Source organism: Anaeromusa acidaminophila DSM 3853 (assembly GCF_000374545.1).
Taxonomy (GTDB): domain Bacteria; phylum Bacillota; class Negativicutes; order Anaeromusales; family Anaeromusaceae; genus Anaeromusa; species Anaeromusa acidaminophila.
Map to the genome: position 1 here is coordinate 63,283 of NZ_KB894593.1, position 16,282 is coordinate 79,564.

Consider the following 16,282-nt stretch of genomic DNA (forward strand, 5'->3'; position numbering starts at 1 on the left):
GGGAATTCTTTGTAAAATTTCGGCGTCCTTGGCAGGAATGTCTCCAAGGGCGTCGAATTTTTTCTCAACAATGTTATAAGACTATAGCATTTTTAATTTCTCCATACGCCCGAAGAATAATCGTAGAACGTAGGAGATGTGATTGTGAGAATCAAAGAAATTGCGGTTGAATCCTTGCAGTCTTCCATGGTGGCGGCAAAGGATGTGTTGGATCCCAACGGAAGGGTGCTTTTGGCGGCTGGTCGCCTGATCACGCCGGATTTGCGTTTGGCGTTGCAGCGGTATGGCGTTTCCAAGGTGTATGTGCAGCACCAAGGTCGGGAGAACCAGCGATTGGCTAGAGTGGAGCCGTTGATCTCTGGGGCGGCGCGCATACGGCTAATGCGCAAAGTGCGCAGAGTGTTCCGGGCGTTTGCTGCGGAGAGCTCTGAGCTTGACATGGAACAGTTGCAAGAGTTGTCGTATGCCGTGGCGGATGAACTGGCCAGACGGTCTCACTTGCTTTTGGCCTTGAATGACTTGTCTTATGTGACAAATTATCTGTATGCTCATAGTGTGCAGGTGGGCTTGATTTCCATCGCCCTGGGGATGACGATGGGCCTTTCGCGGCAGGAAATGGCTATTTTGGGCATGGGCGGATTTTTACATGATTTGGGAAAGTTGACGGTTCCCGTTCACATTTTGAACAAAGAAGGAAAGTTCAACCGAGAAGAATTTATTCAAATACAAGGACATGCTGCAGCAGGCTATCGATTGTTGCGTAAGGAACCGAACTTGGATGCTCGTGTGATGCTAATCGCGCTGCAGCATCATGAACGTTATGACGGCAGTGGTTATCCTTGGGCAATTACCGGAGGAAATATGCATCGTTTGGCTGCCATTGTTGCTGTGGCTGATGTTTATGATGCGTTAACTACTGACAGGATTTATCGGAAACGTCTAAGCGTTCGTGATGCTATGGCGATTATTGGCAGTGGTGAAGGCAGGCTCTTTGCTCCAGAGGCGGTGCAGGCCCTGAAGAAGCTGGTTGTTCCCTATGGATTGGGAGAAATTGTGAATTTGAGTGATGGTCGTAGGGGAGTAGTGGCTATGCTCAATAGCACGAACTGGGCGTTGCCTGTAGTTCGCTTGGCGGATGGCTGGTTGGATTTGCTGGAGGAAACGCAGGTGCGCATTGTACATACAGAGCAGGGGTGTTAAAAGAGATTCTCCTTAGAACGCAGAGCTAGAACGTAAGCTCTGCGTTTTTTAACTATATGCAGACAGGATTTTATCAGTATGTGTACAATATAATACATAATAACCTTTTTCGGAAACTATCGGTTTCAGTGAAAGGCCGACTAGCGGGATATAGGAGAAGGAACATGGATAAGCAGCAAAATTTGGAAGAAACATTGCAGGCGTTTCGCCAAGGAGACGTGTCCCTAGAAGAAATGTTGACGGTGTGTCGTCAACTTCCGTATGAAGATTTGGGATTTGCTAAGCTGGATCATCATCGCTCGGTTCGGCAAGGATTTCCAGAAGTTGTTTTTTGCGAAGGGAAAACGGTGGCGCAGGTGCGTCGCATCATGGAGCGCTTGGCCGCTAAAAATGCTAATATTCTCGGAACTAGGGCTAATTGGGAGATGTATGAGGCTGTCAGGGAACTTTTGCCGCAAGCGGTTTATTACGAAGAGCCTCGACTGATTTGCTTGGAACGGGCGGCTCTGCCGAAAGATGAGAAGCGGCGCATTGCAGTTCTCAGCGCCGGTACCAGCGATATTCCCGTAGCGGAAGAAGCCGCTTTGACTGCGGAAATCATGGGGAATCGCGTAGAACGTGTTTTTGATGTCGGCGTGGCTGGAATACATCGACTTTTGGCGCAGCAACAGATATTGCAGGACGCTAATGTGCTGGTAGTCGTAGCCGGGATGGAAGGGGCCTTAGCCAGTGTGGTGGGAGGCTTAGTAAACAAGCCGGTTGTTGCTGTGCCTACAAGCGTAGGATATGGCGCCAATTTTGGCGGCTTATCGGCGTTGTTATGCATGCTGAACAGCTGTGCTGCCGGTGTGGCTGTCGTCAATATTGATAATGGTTTTGGAGCGGGTCGTTTGGCCAGTATGATTAATCACATGCGATGAATACATATAGAAGCGTATGCAGTGCGGGAGGAATAGGAATGAAAGTTTTATATTTGGATTGTTTTTCCGGGATTAGCGGGAATATGTTTCTAGGAGGCTTGGTGGCATTGGGGCTGCCGGAAGCAGAGCTGCGCAGCATGCTGGCTTCTTTGAAGGTAGAAGGATTTAACCTGGAGGTAGAAGCGGTCCAAAAAAAGGGAATTGCAGCAACTCATTTAGACGTACGGCTTCATCATCATGAGCATGAGCACCATCATCACCAGCAGGAGCAGAGCGCCCATGGACATGCTGGCGGACATAACCATCATGGTCATGCTGCTTCGGAGCCACAACACCATCATCACCATCATGAACATCGCCATTTGCCGGAAATTGCGGCATTGCTGCAAGCTGCGCCTCTGCCGGAGGTAGTGAGAGAACGCAGTTTGGCGGTGTTTCATAGGTTAGCCGAGGCGGAAGCCAAGGTGCATGGGACAACGCCGGACAAGGTGCATTTTCATGAAGTAGGGGCTGTGGATGCCATTGTAGACATTGTAGGTACGGTATATGGCTTACATTATTTGGGGATTGAAAAAATATATGCATCCAAAGTTTATACAGGAAGTGGCTTTGTAGACTGCGCCCATGGCCGTATGCCGGTGCCAGCGCCGGCGACGGCGGAGCTGCTTTGCGGTATTCCTCAGGCGCAAGGAGTTATAGAACGAGAGCTGACAACCCCTACAGGCGCTGCGTTGTTGGCGGCCTTAAGTGATGGCTTTGGCGCACAGCCGGAGGACTTTCTTTGTGAACGTATAGCTTATGGCGCGGGAGGTTGGGATTTGCCGCAGCCCAATGTACTGCGTCTTTGCCTTGGGACGCTGGACGAGAAACCGGAGAGAGAAGCCGTTGTTTTGCTGGAAGCCAATCTTGATGATTTAAGCCCGCAAATTACGGCTTACAGTGCAGAAAGACTGCTGAAAAGCGGCGCTTTAGATGTATGGACGACTCCGGTCTTTATGAAAAAAGGCCGCAGCGGCGTGGTTTTATCGGCTCTATGCTTGCCTGACAAGCAAGGCGACTTGGAAGAGGTTTTCTTTCAAGAAACTTCTACACTAGGAGTACGGGCGACTCCCCTGAAACGGCGCATTCAGGAAAGAGCGTTTCAAGAAGTGGAAACTCCTTGGGGCAAGGTGCGCATGAAATTAGGCGAAGATAATGCCATGCCTGAGTACGAAGACTGCAAAAAATTGGCGCAAGAGCAGGGGATCCCTTTGAAAAAAGTGCAAATGGCGGCTTGGCGGGCTTTTGGTTTGCTGGAACGTTGAAAAAAATGCTTTTGCGGCCTGGTGAGACCCGGGGAGCAGGATTGTAAGGAAGGTGCAACGAATTTTAATATAAAGCGTAGTGCTAAGGAAAGCGCAAGGCGCACAATTATGATACGCAACACTTTGGATGAGTGTTTTGCAGAAGGGGAAGAAAGATGGCTTCGAAAAATAGCCGGTATTATGTGCTGGAAGATTTACGGCCAGGAATGGTTGTCGCCAAAGAGGTGCTGAGTCCGACGGATCAGATTATTTTATCGGAAGGAACGGAACTGACGGATAAATTGATTGCGGGCCTGCGTTTTTGGGAGATAAAGATGGTAGCGATTCGGACAGCCTCTGACTCGCTTTCTCATGAAAAAACAGTTCAGCCTAAGGGTGCAGTGCAGAAACAATTTTTTGGCGAATATGAGGCTGTGTCAGAAGAAATAGCGCAGCAATTTGATCAGATTCGGCAGACACAGGAAGTACCGTTGCCAGAATTAAAGGCGTTTGTGCAAAACCATTTGTTACAGATGGTCAATGCGGTTGGCGTTGTTAACCATCTACATATGTTGCAGCAAGCAGGGGGACCTCTTTTTCAGCATGCTATGAATGTAGCTATGATCTGCGGCGTGATTGGACGCTGGCTTGATTTAGGATACAAGGAGCTGCAGGAATTGGTGTTGGCGGGGTTGTTGCATGATATCGGCAAGGTGCAACTGCCGGAAGAATATCAAGATATGGCGGAACCGAGCGACCCGGCTCAGGCGGCATTATACCGGCGACATACTTTTTATGGCTACCAATTATTAAAGAAATGTCCGGGGATTCCTGAAAACGTGAAGTTTGCTGTTTTTCAACATCATGAGAAAATGGATGGCTCCGGTTATCCTTTAGGTTTATACGGCCCGCAAATTCATCCGGTGGCGCGTATTGTGTCTGTGGCCAATCTTTATGATCGGCGTACGGCTGGACAAGATGAAAAAAGCCGAATGTCGCCGTTTGCGGTGGCGGAAATGATGTTGGAGGAAATGTTTGGAACCTTGGATCCGGCAACTTGTTTGGTTTTTTTGAATAATGTTAGAGACTATTTTACAGGCAATGTCGTAGAACTGAGCGATGGCAGAGTGGCGGAGGTAGTTCATCCCGGACGTTTTATGGCGACAAGGCCTATGGTGAGAACTATGGATGGGCTGTTCATCGATCTGGAGAAGGAACGCGGCTTGCGCATTTTGAATTTCGTACAAGCCTAGAAAGCAATCTTGTCAGTATTTGCCGATGATGGTAAGATTAGATGACATTAATCATTGGAGAGTTAGAGTATGCGAACTATGTATCGGCGCGTTGGGCTGCTACTGTTTTTGGTAGCAGCCATATCTGCGTTTGTGCTCTATTGGACCGTAGACGCCAATACGCTGCAGTCTTTGGGGCAATTTCGTCCAGCTTCGCTTTTGTTGGTGGTAGTTCTTTCCGTCGGCGGACTTTATTTTGATGCAGCCAGATTGGTACGGCTGACGGCTATTGCTGGCGGCAGAACCGTGACCTTACGCGAAGCCTATCAAGTCGTTTTCGGCAATTATTTTCTGGCTATGCTGACGCCGGGAGCTGCAGGCGGTGCGTTTGCTCAGGTGCTGTTTTTGAGACGCGCCGGGGTGCCGACAGGCAAGGCCACTATTTTGGTTTTAGTAAGGACATTGCTGTCGATTTTAGTACTGTTTTTATTTGCGCCCCTTGTTTTTTTGTTTGACGGTGATGTGTTGCCGGGACTTTCACAAGAAGTGATGTTGGCCGGTTCTCTCGCTTTACTGTTAAGTATGCTGGCGATGCCTGTTTTTTTTCGCACATCCCTGCCAGATGCGTTGGTATTGATTTTGGTCCGACGCTTGCGCCGCGCCAGACGCCGGCGTCTGGTGAATTTGTATAAGGATGTGCGTAATGCTGTGCAGCTATTAGGGGCGGCTCCCGGGCAGATGGCGCTGGTGTTGCTGCAGTCGGCGGCCAGCTTGTTTTTACTATACGCTTTAGTTCCGGCTTTGCTTTGGGGCCTAGGAGGAAACGGCGATTTTTTAACGATTATGGGGCGTATGGTTTTGCTTAATATTTTACTTTACGTGGCGCCCACTCCGGGAGGCGCCGGTATTGCTGAAGGCGGTTTCGTGTTGCTGCTCCAGTCCCTAGCTGCGCCGGGAACGGTAGGAGTGGCGGCTTTGGTTTGGCGTGTGGCGGCTGAATATATACCTTTTGGCTTAGGTGCTATAGCCGTAGTTCAAACATTTGGACGCGATTTTATGAGGAAAATCCAATCTGCTTGAAAAAGAAAGCTTGCTTGGCATTAGACACAGGGGGGTTGAAGATGAAACATGTATTGGTAACCGGCGGAGCTGGTTTTATTGGTTCCCATTTAACGCCACAGCTGCTGGCCGCTGGCTGGAAGGTTACGGTGCTGGATGACTTATCTAGCGGCAATCGTGAGTATGTGCCGCAGGAGGCTGCATTTATAGAGCAAGATGTTCGCGATGCAGATTCGTTGGTTCAAGTCTTTGCAACGAATCAATTTGATGCGGTGGTTCATTTTGCCGCGCAGACGATGGTGCCTGTTTCTTTGGCCAAACCTGTGTATGACTGTGAATTAAATGTGGTGGCAACGGTGGAATTATTGGAACAGTGTCGCATACATGGCGTGCGTAAGGTGGTATTTGCTTCGTCTGCAGCAGTATATGGAGATAATCAGACGCTGCCCTTACGCGAAACGGAACCGACGGCGCCCATGTCTTTCTATGGTCTTAGTAAGCATACGGTGGAACGCTATTTGAATTTGTATCAACAGTTGCATGGTTTGGAATATGCGGCGCTGCGTTTTGCGAATGTGTATGGCGAGCGCCAGGGAGACGGCGGCGAAGGCGGTGTAGTTAGCATTTTTACCCGGTTGTTGCGTCAGGGGAGTTCGTTGCAGCTATTCGGCGATGGCAATCAAACGCGGGATTTTGTTTACGCCGGAGATGTGGCGGCGGCAGTAGTGGCTTCGCTAGATTCGCAAGTGCCTTACGGCACATACAATGTAAGCACCGGCAAACAAACGTCACTATTGAATTTGATTGAAACACTGAGTCGTATCTCAGGCGAAAAACCTCAAGTAGTGCGGGCTCAACCTAGAGCGGGGGATATCTTGCATTCGGCGCTGGATTCAAACCGCTTGCAACAATGCTCTGACTGGCGGCCGCGAATGCTGCTGGAGGAAGGTTTGAGACGTACCTACGGAGCTTTGACTGAATAAAGGTAAATTAGGGAATTGCAGTAGGAGGATGAAATAGTTGCAACAGCGTTGGATGATAGTTACGTTGCTGTGTTTGATTTTATTCTTTTTCCAGCTAGGTTCGTTGCCTTTGCTGGATCCAGATGAGCCAGTGTATGCGCAAACAGCGAAGGAAATGCTGGCGGCGGGGGATTGGCTTTCTCCGCGTATTTTTGGCGAAGTATGGTTCGATAAGCCGCCTATGTACTATTGGCTGGTTGCGTGCGCTACCATGTTACTGGGGCCCACGGAATGGGCGGCGCGCTTGCCAGCGGCCGTTATGGCATTGGGGACGGTTTGGCTTGTTTACTCTTTTATGAAGAACCGTTTTGGAAGCGCTAGTGCGGCAGCTTCTGCGGTGGTGCTGGCTACCAGCTTGGAATTTTTCTATTTGGCGAAAGGCGCTGTAACCGATAGTACACTGACCTTTTTTTTGACGGCGTGCTTATTGGCGTATTGGGAAAAACGAATCGTACTTGCCTATGTTCTGGCGGCGCTGGCCACTTTAACCAAGGGACCGGTTGGATTGTTGTTTCCTGGTACGATTTTGTTGTTGGAGTTACTAAGCCGCGGCGATTGGAGAGGTTTTGTCAAACTGCAACTGCCTAAGGGCTTGCTGGTGTATGCAGCAGTTGCTTTGCCTTGGTATATTGCCATGTATGCAGTTCATGGACAAGTATTTGTTGATACTTTCTTCGGCATGCATAACATGACTCGCTTTACCTCTGCGGAACATGACGTGTCTAATGTATGGACCTATTTCATACCGGTTTTGTTGCTGGGTTTTTTTCCTTGGGTTACCTTGTTACCGCAAACGGCGTGGCTTGCATGGAAGGAAGCGCAGTATGAGCGGCGGACGCTTCGATTTCTGCTCATTTGGGCCGCTTTCATTTTCATTTTTTTTACGATTGCCAAAACGAAATTAGTTTCCTATATTTTGCCTATGTTCCCGCCGTTGGCCATGCTGGTAGGGTGGCGTTTAAGCCGCCTAGGGGTGCAGCCAGTGAGGCAGCGAGCCTGGGCTGTTGCTTGCGCCATTTTGCATGGATTATTGGCGGCAGGATTAATCTACGGTCAGACATTAATGCCGGAATTGGCTTTGGGCGCATTTCTTGCAGCCGGCATCTTACTTGTTAGCGGGGCCGGATCTTGCTGGTTGATTTGGCAACAGAGATATCAAAGAGCTTGGGTGACGCTAGCTGCAGGAGCCAGCGCTTTTTTACTGACATTGGTATTGGTGTTGTTGCCCTTAGCGGCACCGCAGTTTACCGCTAAGGAAATCGCCGAAGATTTTAAGGCAAACTATGACGGCGCATCTGCTGTATATGTCATTAAGTTTTTGCGGCCTGGTTTTGTGTACTATACCGATGTCCTTACGGAGGAAGTCGGCACTACTTTATTCCACAACAAGGTGGATACGCGGGCTGTTTTGCAGCAAATGGTGTCTAGGCAGGAGAGAGCCTATTTTGTATTGCGTCTTTCTGACTATCGCTTGTTATCGGAAGCGGAGCAAAAAAAATTAACTGTTTTGTCGACTCGTTATGAAGTGCTGTTGCTGTTGAAAGAGGGACCGCTATGATGAATCGGAACTGGATGTCCATTTTTGCAGCTGTGTTGGCATTTGGTTTCTTTTTGTTGTACAATCATGTGCTGCCTGTGACGGATCCAGTGGAGGCCAATTATGCGCTGACAGCACGTGAAATGCTGGAAAGCGGTGATTGGCTTTCGCCGCGTATTTATGGAGCTTTTTGGTTTGATAAGCCTGTCATGACGTACTGGCTATTGGCTTCTTCTTTTGCTGTTTTTGGATTAAATGAATGGGCGGCTCGACTGCCGGGGGCTGTTTTCGCGGCTATGGGAGTTGGTTATGCCTGCTGGTTTTCTTTAGAGACGGGGGCGAATAAGAAGAGGGCTCTTTTGACGGCCTTGGTGCTGGCAACTTCTTTGGAATATTGGATCTTGGCGCGACTCGTTTTGACGGATGCTATTCTTTTTTTCTTTTCCGCCGTTACTATGGGACAAGCGTATTTAGGCTTAAGTCGTGACCGTCGCTACTATTGGTTGACGGCGTATGCCGCTTCCGCCGTGGCGGTGTTGACAAAAGGACCTGTAGGACTTGTGCTTCCCGGACTGCTGCTGCTGGCCTATGTGTTGGCATCCAGGGATTGGCGGCTTTTGAAACGTTTTCGTTGGGGTTGGGGGTTGGCTGTTTTCTTGTTGCTTGTCGGTCCCTGGTATGTCTGGATGTTGCAGCAGCATGGAGAACAGTTTGTTAACACCTTCTTGGGCTTGCACAACGTAACGAGAGCGACTGTGTCAGAGCATCCGGACGATAATGTGTTTTATTATTATTTGATTTTGTATCCTGCGAGTTTGCTGCCATGGAGCGGCCTGCTGCTGGCAGCTTTATGGAAGCGGAGAGCAGCGGTGATACTCCATGGAGGGCTGTCTCGGTATTTATGGGTCTGGCTGGGAGGGACCTTGCTGTTTTACACCTTGATGGCTACGAAGTATCCGACCTATGTGTTTCCTGCCTTGTTTCCAGGAGCGATGCTGGCGGCGGGGCAGTTGGAGCAGATGTTACAGGGGCGTTGTTCCTTATGGTGGCTGACGGTCCCGGCGGGACTTTTGTGGCTGCTTTTGGGAGAAACGCTGCGAAGTATTCCTGATGCTGCGCCAACAGCTGTTATTGGACCAGCCGTGGCGATGCTATTGTTAGTCTTGGCATTTTTACAATGGAAACGGCGGCGGCAATGGCTTGTGGCTTGGGTTGTAGCTGGCGTTTTTGCGGGAGCTTGCGGCTTGTTGTCGCAAGGGGCTTCGCTGATTTGCGAACGACGTTCTTTTGTTGATTTGGCAGATGCCATTCCTCAGGCGCCGGCTTTGGTAGGGGCTTATGGAGATTATCCGACTTCTGCTGTTTTTTATAGCGGCCATATCGCTTATCGGCTAGAAGATGGTGAAATAGGGCAGGAACCCTGGCAAGGGAAGTATACCATGCCGCGGCTGAAGACTGAGGAATTTTTGCGGGCAGGTGAAACAGAAGCTATTTATCTCCTTGTAAAACAGAAACATCAGGAAGATATGGCAAAAGATAGTAGATTCAAGGGGTTTCAAATGCTTAAATCCGCTCCGGCGGGAGCTGTATACATGAAGAAACCAGAAAAAGATCCCCGATAATGTTGATTTTTTGTTATAATAAAGAAGATGTGCCTGTGAGAATTTCTGCTGCGCCGAAGGGGAAAGCAGTAGGTCTAAGAGGGCGGGTGGCATCCAAAGAGACTGTTTGGAGGGAAAATTCATGGCGTTACAGATCAACAAACGATACTGCAAAGGCTGTGGTATCTGCGTGGCGTTCTGTCCCAAGCAAGTGCTGGAACTGGACGAACTAGGCAAAGTATACGCAAAGCAGCCGGAAGCTTGTATCAGCTGCGGCCAGTGCGAGCTGCGCTGTCCGGACTATGCCATATTTGTGGTGAAAGAGGAGGCGGGAAAATAAGATGGCCAAAGCAAGACTGATTCAAGGCAACCAGGCCTGCGCCGAAGGCGCTCTCGCCGCCGGCGTCACTTTTTTTGCGGGATATCCCATTACGCCCAGCACGGAAGTAATGGAAATCCTCGCCGAAGAGCTGCCCAAACGGGGCGGTAAATTTCTGCAGATGGAAGACGAAATCGCCAGCATGGGCGCTGTTTGCGGCGCATCCTTGACCGGCGTTAAAGCCATTACCGCGACCAGCGGCCCCGGCTTTTCCTTGAAGCAAGAACTCATCGGCTACGCCGCCATGGCGGAACTGCCGGTAGTGATCGTGAACGTGCAGCGTTCCGGTCCCAGTACCGGTCTGCCCACCTCGCCGGCGCAAGGCGATGTCATGCAGTCCCGCTGGGGCACTCATGGGGATCATGGCATTCTCGTGCTTTCTCCGGCATCGGTTAAAGAATCCTATGAAGTGATGATTAAAGCCGTTAACTTTGCCGAGAAATTCCGCACCCCTGTTATCTTCCTTCTCGACGAAGTCATCGGCCATATGCGCGAGCGCGTCGAATTGCCGGAAGAAGGCAGCTGCGAAATCATTGACCGCAAAGTGCCTACCGGCGCTCCTGCGGACTACCTGGCCTATAAACCGGAAGCCGACGGCGTACCGCCCATGGCTCCCTTTGGCAGCGGCTACCGCTACCATGTAACTGGCTTGATGCATGGCTACAACGGCCTGCCTAACAGCACGGCCGCGATGACGACCGAAGTCATTGATCGCATGCATACCAAGCTGGAACAGGCTAAAGAAGAAATCACCCTTTATGAAGAATACGAAATGGCGGACGCTGAACACGTTATCGTCGCTTACGGCGGTACCGCTAGATCGGCTATCGCTGCAGTGAAAGCGGCCCGCGCCAAAGGCATCAAGGCTGGTCTCTTAAAGCTCATCACCATTTGGCCTTTCCCGGGCGACGTTGTGCAAAAAGCCGCCGCTAAGGCCAAAACCGTGATCGTACCGGAAATGAACTATGGCCAGCTCGTTGGCGAAGTTGAACGCTACGTTGGTCGGGATAAAGTCCGCGGCGTCAATCGCTTCGACGGCACCATCCTGACGCCGGATGATATTCTTACCGCTCTTGAAGAGGCAACTGGAGGTGCGAACTAATGGCAGACATTCAAAAATACTTGCGCCAAACCGCGCTGCCGCACATCTGGTGCCCCGGTTGCGGCCACGGTATTCTGTTAGCATCCATTCTGCGGGCTATTGACGCCCAGGGACTGGATCAGGATAAAACCGTCATCGTTTCCGGTATCGGCTGCTCCTCCCGGGCCTCCGGCTATATGGACTTCAACACCGTCCATACTGCTCACGGCCGAGCATTGCCTTTTGCCACCGGCATCAAGATGGCTAACCCGGAGCTCAACGTCATCGTCATTACCGGCGACGGCGATGCGACCGCCATCGGCGGCAACCACTTCATTCACGCTGCTCGCCGCAATATTGACCTTACCACCATCATTTTCGACAACAACATTTACGGCATGACCGGCGGTCAGTCTTCGCCGCTTACGCCGCAAAGCTGTCGCTCTACGACCGCGCCGTTCGGACACATTGAGCGTTCCTTTGACATTGCCAAGTTGTCCATCGCCGCTGGCGCTACTTATGTGGCGCGAGGCACCTCGTTCCATGCGAAAATGCTCACAGACCTTATTGCCAAAGGCATTGCCAATAAAGGCTTCTCGGTCATTGACGCCATTTCCGGCTGTCCTACCAGCTTCGGACGGAAAAACAAAATGGCGCAGCCTGCGAAAATGCTCGAATGGCAACGCGATCATGCCGTTACCGTGCAGGCGGCGGCCAAGCTTTCGGCGGAACAACTGGCCGATAAATTCCTCATTGGCGAACTGCATCAGGAAGTGGCACCGGAATTTACCGACGAATACGCTAAAGTAGTGGAACGCCTGAAAGGAGGCCGTGCATAATGTGGCAGATTAGCTTAAGCGGCACCGGCGGACAGGGCCTCATCCTCGCCGGCATCATTCTGGCGGAAGCCGCTATTATCGACGGCAAAGAAGCCGTGCAGACCCAGTCCTACGGACCGGAAGCCCGCGGCGGCTCCAGCAAAGCGGAAGTTATCATTGCGGACGCTCCGATTGACTATCCGAAAGTCACCAAGGCGGACCTGATGCTCTCCATGAGCCAGGCAGCCTGCGACAAATACATCTCCGTCCTCAAAGACGGCGGCATGCTCATGCTGGACAGCACCTTTGTGCAGGACGTGCCGAAAGTAGACGCTAAGATTCTTTCGCTGCCCATTACTAAAACAGCGAAAGAAGAGCTGGGCCACGCCATGTTCGCAAACATCATCGCATTAGGGGCGCTGGTGGGCGCAACCAACATGGTTACCGAAGCGGCTTTAACAGAAGCCGTTTTGGATCGCATCCCCAAAGGCACCGAAGAGAAGAACCAGAAGGCTCTTTCTTTGGGCTTGGCCTTGGGCAAAGCGCATCACCAATAAACCGAACTAAAGAAGGAGTCGCTAGAAACAGGCTGAGGCCCGTTTCCGGCGGCTCCTTTTAAATTTCATACTTTAGCGGTTGCACAATAAAGGGGACGTTGTGAACGAACCGCGAAACACACGAAAGACGCGAAACGGTTTATGGGTTCCGTTTCCTCTTGCGTACCCTCCCTTTACTCTTGTTCAAAATTAGTTTTCTTTGCGTTCTCGTCTTCATAAGAAAACAGCCAGGGAGCCCATTAGGGCTTCCTGGCTGTTGAGCGAGGCTTTACTTGCGGTCAATTTCGTCGGCAAGGATTTCCGCTACATGCTTGACTCGAATGTTCGGAGCTTGCTTGTCGAGGCCGCCTTGAATCTGCATCATGCAGGCGGGGCAGCCAACAGCGACAATTTCAGCGCCGCTGTTTTTGATGTTTTCCACTTTGTTTTTGAGGATGGGCATGGAAATTTCCGTGTATTTGACGCCAAAAGCGCCGGCCATGCCGCAACACTTATCGCAGTCTTTCATTTCTACAAAGTCATAATCTTTGGCGGCGTCCAGAAGCTGGCGCTGCTCTTTGTAGATACCCAAACCGCGGCGCATATGGCAAGAATCATGGTAAGTGATCTTGGTAGCGCCGGTTTTCTTGTCGAGGCGGCCTTGGGCGGCATAGAGAGGAGCGACAAACTGAGCAAATTCCTGAACCTTATGAGCTAATTTTTCCGCCCGAGCCAGCCAAGCAGGTTCGTCGGCAAAAATGCTGAGATAGGTTTCGTGCCAGGTTTCGGCGCAAGTGGGGCAGCCGAAGATTAGTACATCGGCATCCACTTTTTCAAAGGCTTCGATATTGCGCTTGGCAATATTTTTGCCTGTGTCGCGGTCGCCCATGCCAAGGACCGGTTTGCCGCAGCAGCTTTGGTCCATGGGGAAGACGACTTCCATATTCAGATCCTGGAGTACTTTGACTATGGCTTCGCCAGTTTCGGGGAAGACAAAGTCAATATTGCAACCAGCGAAGAAGGCAATGCGCTTGACAGGGTTGTCGATTTTCTTGGTGACCTTCGCTACGCGGTCACGGAACGGCGCATCAGCGATAGCTGGCAGGCTGCGATCTTTGGCCATGCCAGAGAGGAAGAGCGGCAAATGCCGGATGACGCGGCCGCTTTGGAACGGTTTTTGACCGATGGAAGCCATGCGCAACATGGTGTGGAACACCTTACGATTGGAAAGAACGTTTTCAAAGACGACTTTAGCGGCGAAGGGAAGACCATGTTCTTTGACCGCCCGCGCGCGCAGTTCGTCAATCAATCCAGGGATGTTGATTTTACCAGGGCAGATTTCTACGCATTTGCGGCAGCCGATGCACATTTCGTTAATGTGTTCGAAATCCTTCATGCCATGCAGGAACGCTGTCAAAATGGCGCCAATGCCGCCGGCGTAAATGTGGCCGAAGACGTGGCCGCCTACGACGGTGTAAACCGGGCAGACATTGAGGCAGGAGGCGCAGCGCAGACAGTTGAAGCTTTCTTTGAGAACCGGATCTTTGGCGGCTTTCAGGCGGCCGTTATCCAGCAGGATGTAGTGTACTTCGCGCTCTTCTTCCACCCATTTGCCATCGGGACCTTTGACCATCAGAGGGGTCACGCCGTCCACCATGGTCATGTAGCTGGTCATCAGCTGGCCAGTGGCGTTACGAGGCAGCATGCGCATAATATAGGATGCATCCTGAATAGAGGGGATCAGCTTTTCATAGCCGATAACAACCACATGGATTTTAGGCAAAGTCGTAACAATGCGGGCATTGCCTTCGTTCGTTACGAGGCCGATAGCGCCGTTTTCGGCAATACCGAAGTTAGCGCCGGAAATACCCATGTCAGCCAGAACGAATTCTTGACGCAGATTTTGCCGAGCTTCCTGTACCATGTAAGGGATATCAACAGGAATTTCCTTGTGCAGCTCTTGGCTGAAATACTCAGCGCATTGTTGGCGGCTTAAATGAATCGCAGGCATAACCATGTGCGAAGGACGGTGTCCGGCAATGCCGATGATCCATTCGCCAAGGTCGGTTTCCTTGACATGCAGGCCCGCTTCTTCCAGGGCATGGTTCAGATGAATTTCTTCAGTAGCCATGGATTTGGACTTGGCGATGCGCTTGACGCCTTTTTTCTGACACAGATCGATCAGATATTTTTTCAGGTCGTCGCCGTCTTTGGCCCGATAAACTTTGACGCCGCGCTTAGTGGCTTCGGCTTCAAATTTGTCGGTAATGGCTTCCAAATTGGCTACGGTGTTGATTTTCATTTGACGGAAGCTTTCACGTAGGGAGTCTAAATCCTCTACGTTTTCATACGCTTTCGCGCGGGCGGTCGGATACGCTTCGGCAAAACGGCCCAAGGCGCCGCGCAGTACTTCGTCATTAAGTTTTTCTTCAATCTCTTTGCGCAGGTTACGATCTTGTGTTGATTCCATTAGTTTGCACCTCCGGGCATTTCATCTACTGCGATGACGACAAAGCGGCTGGGGCCATGGACGCCGATGGTCAAGACGCGTTCAATATCCGATGTACGGCTGGGGCCGGTGATGAAGCCGGTGAAGCCGTGATGGAATACTTTAGAGAGGATTTCAAAAGCTTCCGAAATACCAGGCACTACATGGCTGGCAGGTAAAAATACTACATGCAAAGGAGGGAGCATGGTAACGACGCGGCTTTCGTAAGCATAGCCGTCGTAACAGACGCTGCCGCTTTCGGCAATAGCGAATTCTACCGTGGAAATGCCAAGGTCAGCGGTTTCTACGTGCTCGGCAATGTCGGCAGCTTCTGTGTACACAGTGACATTCTGCTGTTGCAGTTTTTCCAAGGCGCCAGAAGCGTCTACATAGGCGCTAGGAATGGCAACGACTTTTTTAGCATTTACGTCAGCAGCCAGCTTGGCGATGATTTCTTGGGCCTCGGCGACTGTTTTGACGTGAAACATTTCGGTGCCTACATTTTTAGCGCGGGTTTCAAATTCGGCAAAATGTTCTTGGCCCACTTTGCCTGCTGGAAAATGTTCTTTCCAGTTTTCGCATACTCGTTTCATTGTGTCACTCCCTCATAAAATAAATAAAATAAATAAACTACTATGACATGTTTCGCAATAAATACGAAAAATCCTGCTGGTCGTGTAAGAAAAATCTTACAAGATTTTAAAAAAAGCCTGACATGTTAGGAAAAATAACTCTTTATAAAGGAAAATTTAGAATTCCTATCCTGCAAGAGCGCAAAAAAATCCTGTGTATTATAAAGAAAGAGGCAGGATTTTTTTGCGAAACAGGGAATTAATTATAAATATATTTTTTTAGCGGTAAAAGAACATACGGATTTGGGAATAGGTGCGCTTATGCTTAATAGGGAAGTTTGGTGCAATGCCAACGCGGTCCCGCCACTGTAACGGGGAGTTTCTTTTCTGAGCGTGTATACGCGGCCACTGGGAAACCGGGAAGGCGAAGAGAAGCGAAGAACCGGAGTCAGGAGACCTGCCTGTTCTAACACACGCCGTTATGACCTACGGAAGATAGGCAGGTGGGTGAGCTCATTGTTTTTGGTTTTGGGAAAATCAATTAGGATGCTGCA

General features: G+C 50.5%; 14 protein-coding genes and 1 riboswitch. Of the genes, 12 read left to right on the forward strand and 2 right to left on the reverse strand.

From position 1 onward, the window contains the following. Positions 1-144: 144 nt before the first annotated feature. From C508_RS0110050 to C508_RS0110105, 12 genes are all read left to right on the forward strand, one after another. Positions 145-1,200 (forward strand): HD-GYP domain-containing protein, encoded by a 1,056-nt coding sequence (locus C508_RS0110050; RefSeq protein WP_018703435.1) that lies wholly within the window; start codon positions 145-147, stop codon positions 1,198-1,200. 164 nt (positions 1,201-1,364) lie between these two features. Next, the gene (larB, locus tag C508_RS0110055; protein WP_018703436.1) at positions 1,365-2,120 is read left to right on the forward strand and encodes a nickel pincer cofactor biosynthesis protein LarB; all 756 of its coding nucleotides are present in this window, start codon (positions 1,365-1,367) and stop codon (positions 2,118-2,120) included. Positions 2,121-2,158: 38 nt separating this feature from the next. After that, the gene (larC, locus tag C508_RS0110060; RefSeq protein WP_018703437.1) at positions 2,159-3,424 is read left to right on the forward strand and encodes a nickel pincer cofactor biosynthesis protein LarC; all 1,266 of its coding nucleotides are present in this window, start codon (positions 2,159-2,161) and stop codon (positions 3,422-3,424) included. Positions 3,425-3,579: 155 nt separating this feature from the next. Then, positions 3,580-4,656, forward strand: a complete 1,077-nt coding sequence (locus C508_RS0110065; RefSeq protein ID WP_018703438.1) for an HD-GYP domain-containing protein — start codon at positions 3,580-3,582, stop codon at positions 4,654-4,656. A gap of 69 nt (positions 4,657-4,725) precedes the next feature. Next, positions 4,726-5,715 (forward strand): lysylphosphatidylglycerol synthase transmembrane domain-containing protein, encoded by a 990-nt coding sequence (locus C508_RS0110070; protein WP_018703439.1) that lies wholly within the window; start codon positions 4,726-4,728, stop codon positions 5,713-5,715. A gap of 41 nt (positions 5,716-5,756) precedes the next feature. Next, the gene (locus tag C508_RS0110075; RefSeq protein WP_018703440.1) at positions 5,757-6,677 is read left to right on the forward strand and encodes an NAD-dependent epimerase/dehydratase family protein; all 921 of its coding nucleotides are present in this window, start codon (positions 5,757-5,759) and stop codon (positions 6,675-6,677) included. 37 nt (positions 6,678-6,714) lie between these two features. Further along, positions 6,715-8,274 (forward strand): ArnT family glycosyltransferase, encoded by a 1,560-nt coding sequence (locus C508_RS0110080; RefSeq protein ID WP_018703441.1) that lies wholly within the window; start codon positions 6,715-6,717, stop codon positions 8,272-8,274. After that, positions 8,271-9,875 carry an ArnT family glycosyltransferase gene (locus C508_RS18280; protein WP_018703442.1) on the forward strand — a complete coding sequence of 535 codons (1,605 nt, stop codon included), beginning with the start codon at positions 8,271-8,273 and terminating at the stop codon, positions 9,873-9,875. The genes C508_RS0110080 and C508_RS18280 overlap by 4 nt, the downstream gene beginning before the upstream one ends. Positions 9,876-9,996: 121 nt before the next feature. Beyond that, positions 9,997-10,194, forward strand: coding sequence for a 4Fe-4S dicluster domain-containing protein (locus C508_RS0110090; RefSeq protein ID WP_018703443.1), 198 nt, complete (start codon positions 9,997-9,999; stop codon positions 10,192-10,194). A 1-nt stretch (position 10,195) separates the two neighbouring features. Further along, positions 10,196-11,335 (forward strand): 2-oxoacid:acceptor oxidoreductase subunit alpha, encoded by a 1,140-nt coding sequence (locus C508_RS0110095; RefSeq protein ID WP_018703444.1) that lies wholly within the window; start codon positions 10,196-10,198, stop codon positions 11,333-11,335. Beyond that, complete coding sequence (locus tag C508_RS0110100; RefSeq protein WP_018703445.1) at positions 11,335-12,153, forward strand: 2-oxoacid:ferredoxin oxidoreductase subunit beta; 819 nt, start codon at positions 11,335-11,337, stop codon at positions 12,151-12,153. The genes C508_RS0110095 and C508_RS0110100 overlap by 1 nt, the downstream gene beginning before the upstream one ends. Continuing rightward, complete coding sequence (locus C508_RS0110105) at positions 12,153-12,689, forward strand: 2-oxoacid:acceptor oxidoreductase family protein (RefSeq protein ID WP_018703446.1); 537 nt, start codon at positions 12,153-12,155, stop codon at positions 12,687-12,689. Before C508_RS0110100 ends, C508_RS0110105 begins: the two co-directional genes overlap by 1 nt. A 268-nt stretch (positions 12,690-12,957) precedes the next feature. On the opposite strand, the gene ldhH is transcribed toward C508_RS0110105, so the two are convergent. Next, positions 12,958-15,138 (reverse strand): L-lactate dehydrogenase (quinone) large subunit LdhH, encoded by a 2,181-nt coding sequence (ldhH, locus tag C508_RS0110110; protein ID WP_018703447.1) that lies wholly within the window; start codon positions 15,136-15,138, stop codon positions 12,958-12,960. Further along, the gene (locus C508_RS0110115; protein WP_018703448.1) at positions 15,138-15,749 is read right to left on the reverse strand and encodes a LutC/YkgG family protein; all 612 of its coding nucleotides are present in this window, start codon (positions 15,747-15,749) and stop codon (positions 15,138-15,140) included. Before C508_RS0110115 ends, ldhH begins: the two co-directional genes overlap by 1 nt. 273 nt (positions 15,750-16,022) lie before the next feature. Continuing rightward, positions 16,023-16,207: riboswitch (cobalamin riboswitch) on the forward strand. Positions 16,208-16,282: the final 75 nt, after the last annotated feature.